At 41.2% G+C, this 19161-nt stretch carries 10 protein-coding genes; 2 read left to right on the top strand and 8 right to left on the bottom strand.

Annotation, left to right across the window (positions count from 1 at the left end; all coding sequences use genetic code 11):
- Positions 1 to 20: 20 nt before the first annotated feature.
- The 6 genes from G399_RS0106650 to G399_RS0106625 are packed head-to-tail and all read right to left on the bottom strand — an operon-like array spanning position 21 to position 7352.
- Entirely contained in the window at positions 21 to 1757 is a 1737-nt protein-coding gene (locus G399_RS0106650) for a BatD family protein (protein ID WP_034896441.1), read from the bottom strand.
- A 2-nt stretch (positions 1758 to 1759) separates the two neighbouring features.
- Complete coding sequence (locus G399_RS0106645; protein ID WP_006010639.1) at positions 1760 to 3688, bottom strand: vWA domain-containing protein; 1929 nt, start codon at positions 3686 to 3688, stop codon at positions 1760 to 1762.
- Complete coding sequence (locus G399_RS0106640) at positions 3685 to 4737, bottom strand: vWA domain-containing protein (RefSeq protein WP_006010637.1); 1053 nt, start codon at positions 4735 to 4737, stop codon at positions 3685 to 3687. Before G399_RS0106640 ends, G399_RS0106645 begins: the two co-directional genes overlap by 4 nt.
- Positions 4730 to 5338 (bottom strand): DUF4381 domain-containing protein, encoded by a 609-nt coding sequence (locus tag G399_RS0106635; RefSeq protein ID WP_006010635.1) that lies wholly within the window; start codon positions 5336 to 5338, stop codon positions 4730 to 4732. Before G399_RS0106635 ends, G399_RS0106640 begins: the two co-directional genes overlap by 8 nt.
- Positions 5335 to 6342 (bottom strand): DUF58 domain-containing protein, encoded by a 1008-nt coding sequence (locus tag G399_RS0106630; protein WP_226988949.1) that lies wholly within the window; start codon positions 6340 to 6342, stop codon positions 5335 to 5337. Before G399_RS0106630 ends, G399_RS0106635 begins: the two co-directional genes overlap by 4 nt.
- A gap of 53 nt (positions 6343 to 6395) precedes the next feature.
- On the bottom strand, positions 6396 to 7352 hold the full coding sequence (locus G399_RS0106625) for an AAA family ATPase (RefSeq protein WP_006010631.1): 957 nt from the start codon (positions 7350 to 7352) through the stop codon (positions 6396 to 6398).
- 352 nt (positions 7353 to 7704) lie between these two features.
- On the opposite strand from G399_RS0106625, the gene fadI reads away from it, so the two are divergent.
- Both fadI and fadJ read left to right on the top strand, forming a co-directional pair.
- Positions 7705 to 9015, top strand: a complete 1311-nt coding sequence (fadI, locus tag G399_RS0106620) for an acetyl-CoA C-acyltransferase FadI (protein WP_006010627.1) — start codon at positions 7705 to 7707, stop codon at positions 9013 to 9015.
- Positions 9015 to 11123 carry a fatty acid oxidation complex subunit alpha FadJ gene (gene fadJ, locus G399_RS0106615; RefSeq protein WP_006010626.1) on the top strand — a complete coding sequence of 703 codons (2109 nt, stop codon included), beginning with the start codon at positions 9015 to 9017 and terminating at the stop codon, positions 11121 to 11123. The genes fadI and fadJ overlap by 1 nt, the downstream gene beginning before the upstream one ends.
- Before the next feature lie 460 nt (positions 11124 to 11583).
- Here the strand turns inward: fadJ and G399_RS0106605 are convergent, their stop codons facing one another.
- Positions 11584 to 16098 (bottom strand): EAL domain-containing protein, encoded by a 4515-nt coding sequence (locus tag G399_RS0106605; protein WP_162832517.1) that lies wholly within the window; start codon positions 16096 to 16098, stop codon positions 11584 to 11586.
- A 191-nt stretch (positions 16099 to 16289) separates the two neighbouring features.
- On the bottom strand, positions 16290 to 19034 hold the full coding sequence (locus tag G399_RS0106600; RefSeq protein ID WP_006010623.1) for an insulinase family protein: 2745 nt from the start codon (positions 19032 to 19034) through the stop codon (positions 16290 to 16292).
- Between the last annotated feature and the right edge of the window lie 127 nt (positions 19035 to 19161).

Here is a 19161-nt window from a genome sequence, read left to right as displayed (position 1 = left end):
AGTATTTGGCTTGAGACCTTTTATGTTTTGGGGTACAAACTAAATTCATCATGCATTTGCTGTTTTCGCTGAATAATCTGCTGTCTGAATGATGTCAGTGCTGAAATCAACTCCTCATAGCGCCATGTTGCTTCAGCAGAGCCATATGCGCTTTGCATCATATTATTATACTGAGCAACGCATTCGGTTGCGTTCATCGCTAAAAAATATTGATTAATAGACTGAATAGGCTTCTCGGTTAATTCTTCAAGCCACTGTGTCAGTGTCTTATCTGTCTCTTTCACATTATGCGAAGCAATCGTTTTTTGCAATCTGTTCCATAATTCAGCTTCGCTTACCATGCTATCGGATGAGTTTATTTGTTGTGTATCATCGTTGCGTTTGTTTGCGACAAGCACGAAACCAAATATGCCCAAAGTGACAAGCCAAAGAACAAACAAACTGACGTGTAACCAATCAAAACTAAATTCATCGGCTGTGTTGTTAGTTGCCAATTGACTTGAAGCAGGTAATTGGTCAATTGCTGTTATTGGTGGTTTCTGATTCATCGCTGAAATCGGTTCAATATTTGAAACCGTGTCTCTGCTAGGCGGCAATACTTCAATAGAGCGAGCGGGAAGTTTTGCGTATTCTGTTTTTTTTGTGACCACGTTAAACCAAGGAACAACCACTTCACCAAGCACAAATGTACCGACTCGATTTGGAATAATAGCTTCACTTTGGATTTTTTGTGCAAACAATACCGAGCCTTTGTCTATCGTTGCTGTGCTTGCTTGGTCGGGATAAGTTTTGAAGTCAGGTGGATATATACCGGCAATTTCCGGTAGTTGCTCTTCAACTAACCCAGCGGCGGTTAACGTAATGGTGCGAGTAATAGGCTGGCCCAATACAATGCGCGTTGGGTCTTGTTGCCACTCTTCGTCCAACTGTACAAATTCGCTGGGTAACCAATGCTGTTGGTAGTTATCAGGAATAGGCAGTACGGTTAAATCGATAGTGGGAGAGACCCGATTAATCGGTTTGGTGCGGCTAATAAAGCCAAACGATTGGCGAGAGTCAGTAACGGCCTCACCATTAAATACGGTACCTGAAATAGTGAAAGAACCACTTGCCTGAGGAATAATTGCATAGGTGCGTTCGATAACCCGATAGCGGACGCCATTTTGAAAGTCTTCGTATTCTTTATCTTCACCCATTTGTTTGATAATTGCATTTTCTAACTCAGGCGCTTGCAAAGAGCCTCGTTGAATGTCTTTCGCCATTAGCAGTTTGGTTGTGTATTTTATTTGTTGTTGCAAATAAACGGTCGCCATATCGACGTTTGCAGTGACATAAAAATCCCGTGCAGTTGCGCCTTGTCCATTGCCGACAGGCGTTACAATAATATCGAATACTTTGCTTTTCTGTCCATCCATTTCAAATGCGGGGATAGTAAATGTCCCGATTTCTTTTGGAAATAATTGAGTTACCCAAGTGGTTGTTTTTGTCGTATTAAAGTTAATAGAACGGGTCGACTGGCTAATTGAAGTGTTAGACAAACGGAAGTCGTTTTCTAATGCGGATAAATCGATTTGACGTGATGTAATTTCGCCCTCAGCACTAATAATTAACTGCAAGGCCTCGTCAATCATGATCGGGTTTTTATCCACAGATACGCGTAAATCGGTGATTGTTGCCATTGCTGCATTGGACGCTAATAGAGCGGCAGAGCAAACAATTGACACTAAAAAAAAATACCAAACGGAGTTGTGTTTCATTACTACCAGTCCTTCTTATTCGGCTTTGAGAATCTCTCACTTCGCCTTTTTTGTGATTCTAATAGCATTTTTCGTTGTAACAGAAAAGCCGGGTCATCAGGTACCTTGTTCATGAGCATCTGCATACGTTGCATTTGCTCCTTTTCTTCGGATGTCATCTCTTCCATCGGTTTTTGCTGTCGTAAATTACTTTTTTGCTCGCTATTTTCACCCGCTTTACCCTGCGCCTCTTCAGACACAGCCTCAGTCTCAGCATTTTGTCGATCAGAGTCATCCTGTTTTTGTTCGCTCTCATTGTCTTTGGATTCATCTTGGTTTTGCTTGGAGTCTTGTTCGGACTCTTGTTGCTGATCAGATTGCTCACTTTGCTGGCTACTCGATTGTTGATCACTCGATTGTTGATCACTCGATTGCTGATCACTCTCGCTTTGTTCACCGGATTGTTGGTCGCTGTTTTCAGACTCACCTGATTTTTGATCTTCGCCATCTTGTTGCTGACCATCTTGGTCTTGGTTTTCTTGTTGCTTTAACAAATCCTCAACCAACTTCCTATTTGCTATGGCATTTGTATGGCCAGGGCGCTCTTTCAAAGCTTCATCATACTTTTCTATCGCCTGTTCTAGTTGTCCTAAGCGCGCCAATACATTGCCTTGGTTGTATGCTGATTCAGGGCCAGGTACCGACTTGAATGCGTTCAATGCAGCTTCGTAATCTTTGTTTTTATAATACGCAGCGCCTTTCCACATTGGGTCGGTAAATGTGCTGACCGCTTTGTCAAACTCTTGCTTTTCAAACGCTTCAAGGCCTTGTTGATCCGCATTTTTAAAAATATTGCCCATCCACTCATTGGCCTTAGAACTATTCGCTTTTGCAGCTTCGTCACTTGCATAAGAAGGCTCTGTTGGCAGAAATAATATTGCACTTAGTAATACCACCAAAATACCCCGTCTAAAGGCATAGGCTGCAAAAGGAAGAATAATGAGTATAAAGACTACGCCCATATCTTGCCATTGGTCTCCTTGTCCAATAACGTCGCCGCTTACTTGGTCTTGTTCTATGGTTAGCGATCTAAATTGCATATTTTCTATATCACTGTCGTCATTTTGAATAGGTGTGTAGCGTCCATTTGTATTGCCGAGCACTTGCGAAAAGTAGTTACTGTTGAGGGTGGGAAGTACAATATTTCCTCTAACGTCTTTCAAAAAACTGCCATCAAGCATCATAATAGGCGCGCCTTTTTGGGTGCCCACTCCGAGCACTGAATAACGATAGGGTGACTTTTTAATATGGTCTTGAAGCTCTTCGATATCATCAAATTCAATACCATCACTTATCCAATAAATTTCACCTTTTTTGTATCCTGCTGATGCGAGTAATTTCTCGGCTTGTTGCATCGCAAACAAAGGATCGCTGCCAGGTATTGGCATTATTTCAGGTCGCAAACTGGGAATAAGAGCCGTGATATTGGTGACATCAGAAGTCAACGGACTAATGGTAAATGCGTCGCCAGCGTAAACCACTAATCCTACTTCACCATCTTCCAAACTATTCAGTAAATCTATGGTTTTAAATTTTGCTCGTGTAAGTCTATCGGGCAGTACATCGGTCGCACGCATCGACATCGACATATCTAGAATCACTACTTTCCCCGTGGATACTTGGTAAACAGGCTGCGGTAATTTTTGCCAAGTTGGACCTGCCATAGCAATACAGGCTAACAGCCATGCCAAACCAACTAAATAGAACGGCGGTTTGTATGACTTTTTATCTTTAGCGACAACCAAGTACTGATATAAATGACTCGAGACAATGCCTTGCCACCCACTTTGCTTACTAGAGATTTTAGTTAACAACAGGGCCATAATAAGCAAAGGAACGATGGCTATCAGCCATTCTGGACGAATAAAGTGAAATGCTTGAAAATCAGTCATTTCTGGCCTCCGCTTGGGCTATTAATATTATTTTGAGTGCTAGCACGGATGGATTTTTGTAAGCTTGAAAAAGCCTGTTTGAGAAGATAAAATAAAGCATATAGTGCGCTTATAATAAGCGCTATACCTAAAGGCAAATAGAACAGTGCAGTAAGAGGACGCAGTTTTTGTCCTTCACCTGCGACAGGTTCAAGTCGGTCAAGGGTTTCATAAATTGCTTCTAATTCTTGCGTATCGCGCGCTCGGAAGTATTGGCCACCCGTTGACCTAGCAACTTGTATAAGAAGGCGCTCGTCAAGGTCTTGTGATGGATTGATCGTGCGACGACCAAAAACACTGGCAATTTCTTGTTCTTCCGCACCCAAGCCAATGGTATAAATAGTAACACCCTTATCAATAGCTAATTCATTGGCTTGCTCAGGCGTGATATTACCGGCGGTGTTTCTGCCATCGGTTAAGAGTATCAGGACTCGATTAGACTCTTCTTTGTCGTCAAAACGTTTAACCGCAAGACCGATGGCATCGCCAATAGCAGTGCGATCACCGACTAAGCCCAAGACCGATTCATCAAGCAGCGTTTTTACTGTATCTCTGTCAAAAGTTAGTGGTGCTTGCAGATAAGCGGTGTCAGCAAATAAAATTAATCCTAAGCGGTCACCAACTCGGCGCTTAATAAATTCTCTAAGTACATATTTAGTCATGACAAGACGGTTTACAGCGCGTCCATTTATGCGCATATCATCTTGTTTCATTGACCCTGAAAGATCCACTGCAATCATCAGATCACGTCCTTCATTTGGAATAGAGACGGGTTCTCCCAGCCATTGTGGCCTCGCGGCAGCAAGCACTAAACAACACCATATTAAAGTAGCTAAAAATAGTCTAGGTGTTGATCTTTTTAAACTCTTTGTCGAGTGGCTTTGTACTTTTAAGTAATTTGGTACCAGTAACGCAGCGCTTTCACTGGTTGCTTTGCTTGGAAACATAAAATAAACCAACAGCGGAAGTGGCAGTATAGATAGCACCCAAACCCAAGCGAATTCAAACATGCAGAACTCCTTTGTTGTCAGTGTCGAGGGTTTCTGACTTTATCAATTCTGTTGTAGAGGGTGGTAAACAATGTTTTATCCATAGATAAACGGCTTGTTTAGCATCGTCCACATTGATACTGGGTACTTTAGTGTACAGACTAGCTTCAAGTTGAGTCAGTTGAGCAAGGCATTGTTGGTCTACTTTTTTATGTGGTTTTGCTTTCAATTGCAATAGTTCATGCCATGCTGGGCCTTGCAGGCTATTGATACTTTCCGATGGAAAGTAATGCATAAGTGAACTGCGCAAGACAGCATGTAGAGCCGACAATGCGTGTGGCTCATTATTTGACATGTTTAGCACTGCCTTTAAGGCCCGGCGCTTAACTTTATGTTTGGATATATATCGAGCAACAATCCAATAAATGCCGACAATTGCGAATATTACCAGCAAGATTAAAATCCACCATCCCCAAGCCAGCGGCCAAATCGAGGGTGTTTGACCAAGGCTAATGTCAGCAAGGCTTTGCAAGGCAGCGTCCAATGACGCGTCGGCTGGGTTGTTGGTGCTAGCCATTCTCTTTATAAAAGAACCCATAAAAGAACCCATAAAAGAACTCATAAAAGCTCTCCCATATCGCGCTGATTTAGTTGTTGTTCAATAGGGTAGGCCGATGACACCGTTCTCAATGCGATTGCATATCGAGCAAATGACTGTTTGATACTCTCAAAGTGTGTTGCTTGTTGTGACTGATACTTTTGGTTAGTTGCCGCTTCACCTAAATTGACCTGCTGGCGTTCGACGCCATTAGTAATGTTGAGTGTTTGCTGAAAAGCGGAGTTGGGTAGTGCAATTTCCATTGGGTCATTAACTAAAATCGCCTTTACTTCACAATGGCGAGCGATATTGCTAATAACGGCCATTGAAGCATCATTTAATCCATTAAAATCGCTAATTAAATAAACTAAAGCGCCTGGTTTGGCCAAATGTTGCAAGCGTTGAGTTGCTTTTAAAAAGATACCTTGCGCGTCTATTTGTACCGATTCAAATCGAGGCTCATGAATATTAACTAAAGCTTGCATTAATGCTAATGCGTTCTTTGCTTGAGCTTTTGGTTTTAATTCAATATCTTGAGTATTATTAAAAATCAAACCGCCGACCTTGTCGCCGCGTTGAATAGCATTCCATGTAATTAGTGCGGCAAGATGTGCCGCTTGTACCGATTTACATAAGTAAGCAGTACCGAAGTACATTGATTGAGTGAAGTCCGTAAACACGAATATCGGCCTCTCACGTTCCTCACGAAACACTTTAGTGTGGGTTTTACCCGTGCGTGCAGTTACACGCCAATCTATGCTACGTATATCATCGCCGGGCTGATAATGCCTCACCTCATCAAATTCCATACCTCGGCCTTTGATTTTGGAGCGATCTTCACCAGACAATGCGCTCGCTATATCTCTACTCGGACGTAAGTTAAGCAAATGCGATAACGAGCGGTAGCATAATAGTTCAGGCAAGCCGATATCAACGCCATTGGTTTTATATTTTGCCAACCATAGCTGAATGTTTTGTGCCGTCACAAGACCGCTATTATTAGAGCCGTTGTTAAACATGAGTGACATCAATCATTCTCAATTTATGGATAGGATTTGTAACCAAGATAATCCAATTACAATCATGCAACAGGAACAAGTTTAACGATTTTATCGAGTACAGCATTCGCATTAACTCCTTCCGCTTGTGCTTGATAACTTAATATAATGCGATGGCGGAGCACGTTGTGCAATACTGCTTGTACATCATCTGGACCGACAAAATCACGACCATTGAGCCAGGCATGCGAACGAGCACAACGCTCTAACGCTATAGTGGCGCGCGGACTGCCGCCAAATTCAATCCATTGCGCGAGCTCTGCGTCATAGTTTTCAGGACGCCTAGTGGCCATAATCAATTGTACAATGTAGTTCTCTAGTGCCGGTGCAAGGTGGATATTCATTATTTCAGCTCTGGCCTTGGCTATGTCATCTTGAGTTAGCCTCTTAACAATAGGCTTGGCCGTTTTTATGGCTTCGCTGCGAGTAAGGCGCAAAATTTCTAATTCAGTTTCAGCATCTGGATAGTCAATTTCAACATGCATTAAAAAGCGATCGAGTTGTGCTTCTGGGAGGGGATAAGTGCCTTCTTGTTCCAATGGGTTTTGTGTTGCCATAACCAAGAACAACTCAGATAGCTTGTAAGTTGTATTTCCTACTGTAATTTGGCGTTCTGCCATCGCTTCAAGTAAGGCCGATTGAACCTTCGCTGGCGCACGGTTTATTTCATCAGCTAGCACTAGATTATGAAATAGTGGGCCTTTTTGAAATATGAACTCGCCGGTTTCAGGTCGATATATGTCGGTGCCGGTTAAATCAGCAGGCAACAAGTCGGGTGTAAATTGCACTCTGTGGAAGTCTGCCTCTATACCGTCAGACAATGAATTGACCGCTCTAGTTTTGGCAAGTCCTGGGGGGCCTTCAACAAGTAAGTGACCATCTGCTAGTAACGCAATAAGGATACTCAAAGTGAGAGAGGGTTGCCCGATAACTTGTGCGTTTAAGTGGGCTTGTAATTGCTTGAACTCTTCTACTGCCATGGTTATTTTTAGCCTTTATTACGCTGCTTCCGTTATGTTTTTCTGTGTTTTTTTTATGTTTGTTTGTGGTAAACGCAAAGCAAACGCAAAAAACTCTGATAGTCTTATATGTGGATCTATCTCAAAATTTCAACTTTACGACTCGTAAATTTACGATTGGTTCTGTATTTTATTGCTTAGCTTCACAAACACTTGCGTGCTCTACTGACTTTTTTAACGCTAATGTTTGCAATACACACGTGTAAAATTTGAATTTTACTGTTTATTCCGTCACAATATCGGTTAGAGGTCTGACCAGAAGATATTGCCATGCTGTTTTTGCAATAACTCATTTATAGCCACAGGATAATCTATGTCACAGAAACAAGTTTTAAAAACCCAGCACGGCGATCGAATTGCGATTGTTGCTGGACTGCGCACTCCATTTGCTAAGATGGCAACCGACTTTCACGGCGTTCCTGCTGTTGATTTAGGTAAAATGGTGGTCAATGAGTTGATGCTAAAGCACGATCTTGACCCTGCGATTATTCAACAAGTGGTGTACGGACAAGTTGTACAAATGCCGGAAGCGCCCAATATTGCACGCGAGATCGTGCTTGGAACTGGCATGGATGTGCGAACGGATGCATATAGTGTGTCTCGAGCGTGCGCTACCAGTTTTCAGTCTACGGTGAATATTGCTGAATCCATGATTGTTGGTAATATTGACGTGGGCATTGCGGGTGGTGCTGACTCAACGTCAGTGTCTCCAATTGGTGTCTCTAAAAAACTAGCACGCGCTCTTACCGATCTACAAAAAACCAAAACGCTTGGTCAAAAACTGGCGGTGCTGAAAAAATTAGGTTTAAGAGATTTATTACCCGTGCCGCCAGCCGTTGCCGAATATTCAACCGCTTTGTCAATGGGACAAACAGCTGAGCAAATGGCTAAAAAACATGGCATCAGTCGCGCCGCTCAAGACGAGTTAGCGCACCGTTCGCATAGCCTAGCTGCGCAAAACTGGGAAGCTGGCAATTTAGATAGCGAAGTGATGACAGCCTATCCTGAACCATATAAAAAAGGGGTGTCACGCGATAACAACGTTCGTTTCGATTCAAAACTAGAAAGCTACGCAAAACTTCGCCCCGTGTTTGATAAAAAACACGGTACGGTAACGGCTGCTAATGCAACCCCTCTTACTGATGGCGCTTCAGCAATTATTATGATGACTGAAAGCAAAGCAAAAGCACTCGGTTATAAACCTATTGGTTACTTGAAGAGCTACGCATTTGCCGCTATTGATGTATGGGATGACATGCTAATGGGGCCATCATATGCATCACCAATCGCGCTAGCGCGCGCAGGCATGACACTCAACGACCTCACCCTAATTGAAATGCATGAAGCCTTTGCAGCGCAAACGTTGTCGAACATAAAAATGTTTGGGAGTAATAAATTTGCGCAAGAGAAATTGGGCAGAGACAAAGCCATTGGCGAAATTGATATGCACAAATTTAATGTCATGGGTAGCTCGTTAGCCTATGGACACCCTTTTGCGGCAACCGGTACAAGAATGATTACGCAAATGTTAAATGAACTTAACCGTCGAGGCGGTGGGACCGGTCTTTTGACTGCATGTGCAGCAGGTGGCTTAGGTGCAGCAATGATAGTGGAGACAGAATAATGGGTGCATTTACCTTAACCAAAAGAGACGACGGTATTGCCATATTAACAATGGATGTGCCAGGCGACAGCATGAATACTCTCAAGGCCGACTTTGGTGATGAAGTTAGCGCAATACTTGATGAAATTGAGAATGACACTGCAATACTTGGTGTTGTTGTTGCAAGTGGTAAAAAAGATTCGTTTGTTGCTGGTGCTGACGTAACCATGCTTGCGGCTTGTAGTGATGCGGATGAAGCTGAAGAGTTGTCTACCTCAGGTCAGAAATTATTTGATCGCATTCAAGCTATGCACAAGACATTTGTCGCGGCCATTCACGGTCCAGCTTTGGGTGGCGGCTTGGAGTTAGCATTAGCTTGTCATTATCGAGTTTGTTCCGATAGCCCCAAAACACAATTGGGTTTACCTGAAGTTCAGCTTGGTTTGCTACCAGGCAGTGGCGGAACACAGAGACTCCCCGCCCTTATTGGCATTCAACAAGCAATGAAGATGATGCTGACTGGCGCGCCTGTGCGTGCTGCACAAGCTAAAAAATATGGTATTGTTGATGACATGGTGCCACAGTCAATATTACTTGATGTTGCTATAGAAATGGCAAACAAGAAAATAATCAAACGTATTTTGCAAAAAGACGTGACGGCGAAAGTGCTAGAGAACACCTCGTTTGGACGTAATATATTGTTCAAAAAAGCCCGTGAACAAACCTTGGCAAAGACATTGGGGAATTACCCTGCGCCTATGTACATTATTGATTGTATTGAGGCGGGTACGAATGATCCACGAAAAGGCTACGCGGCAGAAGCCCGTTTGTTTGGCCAGTTAGTGATGACGCCAGAATCAAAACAATTACGTGAGATTTTCTTTGCAACAACCGACATGAAAAAAGAGTCGGGTGTTGAAGGTGTTGCTCCGATTAAAGTGAAAAAGATTGGCGTGTTGGGCGGTGGATTGATGGGCGGCGGGATTGCCTTTGTCACAGCTACAAAAGCAAAAGTGCCTGCGCGTATCAAAGACATAAACACTGACGGCATTGCCGGTGCAATACGCTACAGCTATGATATTTTAAATAAGAAAGTGAAAAAGCGTTTTATGTTAAAAACAGAAATGCAAAAGCAGCTTTCTTTATTGAGCGGTTGTGTCGATTACAGTGGTTACAAACAAAACGACATGGTAATTGAAGCTGTGTTTGAAGATGTGGAATTGAAGCAAAAGATGGTCGCGGATATTGAAGAGCAGTGTAATGAAAACACTGTTTTTGCGTCTAATACGTCGTCTATACCCATAGCTGAAATTGCGGCCCAAGCGAAACGCCCAGAAAACGTAATCGGTTTACATTATTTTTCACCTGTAGATAAAATGCCATTGACTGAGGTTATTCCACACGCGCTTACGTCGGACCAAACCATTTCAACGACGGTTGAATTTGCAAAGCGACAAGGTAAAACACCTATTGTGGTAAAAGATGGAGCTGGCTTTTACGTTAATCGAATTCTCGCTCCGTACATGAGTGAAGCTGGCTTTATGGCTGTAGAAGGCCAACCACTTGATTCAATTGACAGGGCGTTGACTAAGTTTGGTTTCCCGGTTGGGGCATTTAAACTGCTCGACGAAGTAGGTATTGATGTAGGTACTAAGATTATTCCGATTTTAAAAGGTCAATTTGGTGAGCGTTTTAATGCTCCTGAAGCTTTTAATAAGTTATTGGAAAATGATCGCAAGGGTAAGAAGAATAAGTCTGGTTTTTACGACTACAAAGCCAAGAAGCCAGGTAAATATATTGATGATTCAGTGTATAAATTGCTTGGTGTTGAGCCAGAGAAAAAATTCTCAGATGACACAGTCGTAGAACGTTGTGTGCTGATGATGCTAAATGAAGCGGCAATGTGCTTGCAGGAAGAGGTTATTAGAAATCCTCGTGATGGCGATATAGGGGCTATTTTTGGTATTGGTTTTCCACCCTTTTTAGGTGGACCTTTCAGGTATATGGACACTTTAGGGCTAGCACATGTGGTCGGTCGCCTTGAACATTATACTGAAACTTACTCCGACAAGTACCAGCCAGCTGAGATATTGTTAACAATGCATAAAGAAGCCAAGACTTTTTATTAAGTCTGTGAATATGTCGAGTTACACATAAAAACCCCCGAAGGTTTTATCTAACTTTCGGGGATCACTTTAGTTTTTCTCTATTTTTTTATATTATATAGCAAATTTACAGCTTATTTATTCAGCAGTTTGCTATACTTTAGTCTCGTTTCGGCAGTCGTTAAAACTAAGCCAATCGCCAGTATATATATTCAAATTGTGGCCATTACAGCTATTTGTCAATTTACGGGAGCAATGTCATGTTGATGGGTTCAATGATAGTAATAAGCTCCCTCATAAGTAGCGTTTACTATTATGTTGAGGCGGTTAAAAATGCGATGGGTAAAAACGCTGGTTATTAGGCGGGATGATAATTGGGCCAATGTTGTTGCCCATGTTTATCATCTCTAAAGCCGCACAGAAGCGCAAAAAACCGGCTTTGATAGCGGTCACTTACATCCTTAAATTATTTGTGTAACGGAAATTAGCTCTTGGCTATCCTAACAGCTGGGCGTATTGGACTTGGCTTTCTTGATTCCAACATATGCTTCATGTTTCTACCTTCCACTAATAATTGCTCAAATTTGGCGGCACTTACAGGCTTGCTAAACAAGTAACCTTGTAGCATTTCGCAATCGTAACGCTTCAATATTTCTAACTGATTCTCGTGCTCAACACCTTCTGCAACTACCTTCAAGCCAAGGTTGTGTGCAATTTTGATGATCGATTCGGTCATGTGCTTGTCAACTGAGCTGGTCGCTATATCATCAATAAAAGCTTTGTCTATTTTGAGCGTATGAATAGGGAATTTTTTCAGATATGCGAGTGATGAATAGCCCGTACCAAAGTCATCCAAAGCTAAGTGAATACCGCGCTCACGCAAACGCTGCATCATCTTAAGGGCTTGTTCCGGATTTTCCATCAACGTACCTTCCGTGATCTCACATTCCAAGTGCAGTGGACTTAAGCCGACCTGCTTTAAGATGCGTTCGATGCGATCGTCAAGGTCTGGTAATTCAAACTGTTTGGCTGAAATGTTAACCGCAACTCGGCCGGTAAATAACCCAGCATCAACCCAACGCTTGGTATCGATACAAGCCTTTCGTAATACTTGCTCACCAATTTCCAGGATTTGACCTGTCTGTTCGGCTAACGGAATAAATTGCCCCGGGCTAACAATGCCTTTTTGTGGGTGTTCAAATCGGACCAACGCTTCCATACTTACCATCCGGCCCGATGCAATATCAACTTTTGGTTGATAAAAAACACTAAACAAGTCTTCCTTTATACCAAACCGAATTAAGTTTTCGATCTGCAGTTGGCGAACCGCGTTTTTATTCATTTCACCACTGAAAAACTGATAATTACTACCGCCATTATTTTTAGCAAAATACATTGCTGTGTCTGCATTTTTAAGCAATTCTTGGTGGTTAGTACCATCTTCAGGGTAGGTTGCAATACCGATGCTGACACCCAACACAAACTCTTGTTTGGCGATATAAAATGGACGCGAAAGTGTATCCAGTATGTCTTGCGCAATATGCGATATACGATGCACAGTTGCGGTTGCTTCAACCAACATGCTGAACTCATCACCACCTAGGCGATAAGTAGTCGAACTAGAGGTTGTTATTTTTTGCAAACGACGAGCAATTTGCTTTATTAATAAGTCACCGGTTTGATGCCCAAGAGAATCATTAATGCGTTTGAAGTTATCCATATCGAGACAAATAAGTGCGTGGGGTGTTTCGCGACGCACTAAGTTTTCATGACTGGCTTGAAAAAATGAGCGGTTTGGTAAGTTCGTTAACGGGTCCGTGTTTGCTAGCTTCAATAATTCCTTTTCAGTTTTTTTACGTGAACTGATATCGGAGAACACACCAACATAATGACTAATATGGTTATCTTCATTGCGGATCGCATCAATAGTCATTTCTATCTGATATTTTTCGCCATTTGTGCGCACAGCATCCACTTCACCAGACCAACTACCTTTATGTCGAAGTGTCTTTTTGACTTCTTCGGTAAAGGCTTCAGGGTACTGACTGAAGGATAATTTACTGGCTAGCGCTTTTTCAACCGTATCACCAGTAAAGTTACAGTAGGCGCTATTGACCGACATGAACTTAAACTCTTGATCTGCAATGAAAACACCTTCTGTAATGTTTTCAAAGCTGCTTTTGAACAAATTAAGTTGCTCTTCTGCTTGCTTCAAATGATTGATGTTTTTTAGCGTACCTGTCATGCGCTGTGCTTTGTTATGTGCATCGCGCTTTACAACCTTGCCTCGATCCAATACCCAGACCCAATCGCCAGCAAACGTTTTTACTCTGTAGGCGAGCTCGAAGAACTGGGTTTTTCCGTCTAAATGGTCATCTAGAGACTGCTTTAAACGTTCAACATCATTTTCATGAACATTGTTTTCATAGGTAGTATGACTGCGCATGCTGTCTTGCGGGAAATCGATGGTATTCCAGGTGTTTGCTCGATAAATCTGTCCGCTAGAAATATCCCAATCCCATAATTCATCGCCACTTGAAGACAGGGTAAGCGTTAAACGTTCAACATCTTCAGTTAAAGTTTGGTCACGATTTTTTCGAGACTTCATTTTGTTAGCCTGATAAATCACCAAGAAAATAATGAAGAAAGCGTAAAATATCAGCGCACGTGTATTTAGCCAAAAAGGTTTTTCTACTGCAATAGCCAGTTCATTTTGCTGCGACCACTCACCGCCGTTGATACGTGCTTGTACTTTAAATATATAGTCACCAAAGGTCAGGTAGCTATACGAAGCCAAACGGTTGGTCGTCGTATAGGTCCAATCTTTATCTAAGCCTTCTAGGATGTAGCGGTATTCAGTTGCATTTGAGTTAATACTGTTAATAACACCAAACTCAATGTTAATTCGACTTTCAGAGTGAGCCATCTCAAATCTGTGCATCATGAATGCGGGTAAATGCGGCGTTTCCCGATCAAGAGTTTTATTTGGCGCAGAGAAGCTTATAAACTGTGGTTCAACTGGTTTGTCGTATTTGTTGATGTTCTGCTGTTTAGTTTTTAGATAATGAATACCAATTGAACCGCCGATCAGGAGGTTGCCATCTGCTGTCGCAATAATTGCTCCGCGCCCTAATTCATTAAAATTTAGTGCACTTTTTGAACGTCTTTTAACAATGCTCGAAGAGTCGAAATCCAGGGTGTAGATGCCTTGTCTGCTGGCATACCAAATACTATTTTCAAGCCCAATTGCAGAGCGAATATCTGAAGTAGCATTGTCATTCAAGCCACTAAATTGCTTCAACAAGGTCAAACTTACTTTGTCGAGTTTGAAAATACCCTGATTCTCAGTAATTACCCAATAGGCATCTTGGTGACTATAAACTTGGATTATATTTAACTGACCAAACTCTTCAAGGCCAGAGGGTCTGCTAAACTGGTTACTGCCACGGTCATTAATGAGGACACCAACATTGGTTTGCAACCATACTTTGCTCCTATCATCCGTAAACACAGGCATGGCGACTGAAATATCACTAGGCAGATTAACAAAGGTCTCTTCATAAGTTTTCGGGTCAATATTTGACAAGCCTTTGTCTTGATGCCAAATCCACAGTCTATTATTAAATATTTCAATAGCTTCAAAAGACTTGGTCGCATGAATTTGATTTTCAAACGCTAAACTATCGCCATCGATCCTATAACTGTATATACCTTCACTGGTTGCTAACCAAACCTTATTACTAGCATCAATTTTGATGTCGTTAACCATTGCTGTAATATTCAGAGGAACCTGTATGTAGTAACCTTGTTTTTGGTTAAATTTGTTTAGCCCATCAAGGCGGGTTGCTACCCAAATATCCTGATTAGTGTCGTTTGCAAAGCCAATGATTTGTCGACCTGATAAGCTTTTACTATCGCCTTCAACGGGTTTAAACAGTTTTAATGGGCTAGAAGCTGGATGAAAGTTATGCAGTCCTGCGCTCGCAGTGCCTATCCAAGCCGTTCCCATTCTCGAAATAAAGATATTGCTTATATTGCTATCTTGTAAGCCACTTGAGAATGCATTGTTATGGTTGATAACCGTTTGAATATTTGATTCTTTGTCTGCAATAGCTAAGCCTCTATTAGTACCAATCCACAGGCTTTCACCGTCAAAATTAAGGGCATTTATGACATTTGATGGTAAATCTGGATTGAGCTCTTGCGACAGGTTATTTTGTTTATTAGTGCTTGAATCGAGTGTTATTAAGCCTTTATTTGTCGCAATCCAATATTTGTTTCCGACCACTTCAATTTTATTTATTTTTACGTTTGGGAGTGTGAAATTCCAAGGGTTTTCAAGCGTTAAATCGAACAACTGGCCGGAAATCTTATCGAAAATGAAAATACCTGAATAGGCAGAACTCATCCATATTCTTGAATTTTCATCTTTAATGTACGTAATACTAGTGGGGAACGGAGATTGACTGATTACTTGCGTGACTTTTTCACTTTCAGCATTTAATCGGTATAACGAATTTTGGACCGTGAAATAGATTTCTTTTCCTGATGCACTGGCAATAGCGCTAATCTCATTTGCCTTAATGATACTATTTTCGCTAGTTATTGTTGAGAAGCTGTCTGTTTCGTAATGATACTTGCTTAAGCCTTGGTTAGTTGCTACCCACAAGTTAAGTTGATCGTCTATTACGATACCGCTTACTGAATTACTTGGAATTGACCCGGGTACTGAACCATCTGCGCTGAATAATCGATTTTGAAAGCCATCATATTTGCTTAAACCGTCACTACTGACGATCCAAATAAATCCGTACTTATCTTCAATGGTTTGGATGACATTGCTTTGGGAAAAACCGTTTTGAGCGGAGAGGTGCTCAAAGTTCAGGCTAGTTGAAACTCTTGCAGTTGCCGGAGACAGAAACTGCATGCTTGCAAGCATGATTAAAATAAGCCATTTCTGGGAAAAGGCACGAGTCACAAATTCTACCGCCTGATTCATTATTATTATTGTTATTATTTTGAGCTCGCTAAGAATGCCCAAAAAACCGTGCTCCCTCAAGGTTTTATTGATGTTTTAGCGTTGTTCGCTTAATTTTTAACCAGTCGTAATTGTATTTGCTTGAAAATCAACCGATTTGGTTCATATTAACACGTGTTAAGCGACATAGCTTGCTTGCTTTTTGACCGTATTTATTGGTATTTTACGACATGCTTAAATGTAGTGGGATCATCAATGAATTCGAAGTCTACAAAGAGGTTTTTAAGATCGCTTTTGGGGTCGGTAATAAACACAGCTGTTCCAAGACAGTTTGGTGCTACTAATTGCTCACAACCTTTTTTAAATAAGTCGAATGTTAATACATTAATAACGTCATCCATTTGATTATTTTCAGTTGACGTACCCAGCTCATCAAAATCCATCCAAAGGCGCTGAGCAAGTTGATTTGTATTTGTATCAAAGCTGCTAAATTGCTTTTTTAGAGACGCTTTAAAACTATCGAAAATGGGTTCGAATTCACCAATGTTGCGAACGAATTCTTGCAGCACATCCGTTATTGCCATATACAAATCATGACTAGAATGCGTAGGCGATTGAATATAAACAGCTAAGCCGGGACGTTTATTTACCGGGAAGTAACCACAACCAAGCAGATAACCCAAGTTTCGTTTATTTCTCAATTCATCGAAGAAAATAGGTGACAGAAGCTTCTCGATAGCGATATACAAACCATGGTTTACGGTGTTATTTGACGGAGATTGAAAATATAAAACAATGGCATGTTCTTGCTGTAATTGGCTATGTTGTATACATAATTTCCGATCCGCTATTTGAGCAATATTCCTGCTTGATTTCAACACTTTATCTATACCCTTAACGCACTCAATTACGCTAGCATGAAAGGCTTCAATTTGCGCCATAGTCCAATTGCCAACCGCTAAGCCTTCAATATGTATTTTTTTAAAGTAAGCAATAGCCTGTAAATGTAATTCAGATAACGACAACGTTTCAACTTCTGCCAATATGGACTCTTGGCTAAATGTATTTTCTCGCAATAAAATATTCAGGTTAGCAAAGAGCTGGTTGACGGGTTTGTTTAGTAATGTGTTTTTTAAACTTGAAGCGAGCTTTTCTTTTACGGCAGAAAATATTGCAGACCTTATGTTGAGTTGTTGTATAAAACCCAGTATCTCCTCACATAAGACGAGTTGCTGGTCAGAAAATCCACTAGTATGCAGGGTCATGCCACCCTGATGGCCATATAGTCTGAAGTATATTCCGGCCATTTCAGCACCACTGTATACTTCATTTAGCTCCTCGTTCAAACATGCAATCCACAGTCTTTTGATAGCAACATTACGCGCACTTCCAATCATATTTGGGTTTTCTAAAGAAAGATAACAATCGCCTTTTGGTGTTTTAAATCGATGATTTTGCGAAAACTTTAATAAAAAATCAAAATTCTTAAATGTTTTTATCTCGGTTGTTCGTAGTTCTTGTTTTACCAACCCAAAGTTACCGCTCATAAAGGGATTTTTAGGAGGCAGTTGAAGTGACAATAATGTATTTTTTTTGATCTCGAAATTTAACTTCCGCAAACTGAATGGCACTTTATATTGCGTTGTTTGTGCATCACAAAATGCGTATGGATTGATACAAAATACGCGTAAATTTTGAAGTGTGAAATAAGCAAGAAATTGCTCAAAAACGGCGGTATCAAAATTATCCATAACAACATCATATTCCAGTGCTTGTTGTAATGTCAGCTTATGCAATTTGGATGAAAGCATAACTGCCACGTCAATACCCGATGGCAGCATCGCATACTCGACTTGCAAGGCTAATTGCTGTGCTTTTTCTTCAAATCGCCATTTTTCGATACCGTTTCGTCTCAAATAGTCAAACCATTGCATAATCAATTGCATGATTTCTTTGGTGTTTGCTAACCCATGTTCCGTTAATTGCAAGTTAATATTGATGTCTTGAAAGTTGTCACCTTTGATGCCGTCGCTAGCGCTCAAATCATGAATAAACCCCATACGTTTTAAGTCGTGTTGTAGAGTATTTTCTGAAGCATCTTCAATCAAATGTGTGACCAATAAAATCGGCTTACTACGATAGTAATGAGAAACATTAGGTAGGCAAAATGTGAGCATCAAATTTTGTGCGGATTTGTAAGGTTTAACCTCAATCAAACATCCTTTTTGCTGCGGTAAATACAGACTTGGATATTTTTTGGGGATAGTAGTGACAATGCTTGGTTTGAAATTACCAAGCTTTGATTCGATGAAAGTCATGAGCTCAACGTTTGCCAATGTTTGAGGCAAAACGAAGCATGCTTTTATCTTTTTTGTATTAAAATAGCACTGATGATGCTTGCGCAACTTCTGTTGTAATTCTGCTTTTGTAAATTGAGTAAATATTGCTTTGTTACCCACGCTAAATCGACTAAAGGGATGGTTAGGATTACAAGTCTGTTTATGCACGTCATAAAGGCGACGGACATCGTCCTGCTTCCTCATCAAAAACTCAGCGTCGATAGCATCAATTTCTTGAGAAATCCCATCTATGCTCAACATAGGTTGTGTCAGCATATCAATCAATACGGCTAACGCTTGTGAAAACTGATTTACTGGGCAATCAAAATGAAAATTACAAGACTCTGCAGAGGTCCAAGCATTAACGAAGCCACCGTGCATGTTAAGGAATTGATTTAAGAAGTTTCCATCAGGGTAGTTTTGACTGCCAGCAAAAAGCATATGTTCCATAAGATGGGACAGGCCTTGGCATTCATCAGGATCACTAAAGTGGCCCATCTCAACTGATATTGAAACCGACGCTTTTTGTGCCTCAGGGCATGTTATTAGCGCGTACTCGAGACCATTTTCAAGTTTTCTTGTTGAATAATCTCGATTTTCTATTCTTGATAGGAGCAATGATTTTCCTCTTAAGTGGCAAACTAATAAAACCTGTAATTAGAATAGTTGTAAAGGAATTTCCACTATTGTGGTTAAATTGATACTAGAACACTATTGTGGACAGGGCTGATAAAGTGTTAGCGTC

It is taken from the genome of Brumicola pallidula DSM 14239 = ACAM 615 (assembly GCF_000428905.1).
In the GTDB taxonomy this organism is placed as follows: Bacteria; Pseudomonadota; Gammaproteobacteria; order Enterobacterales; family Alteromonadaceae; genus Glaciecola; species Glaciecola pallidula.
The sequence above is the reverse complement of the archived record's forward strand: the minus strand, read 5'-3'. Positions and strand labels throughout refer to the sequence as shown.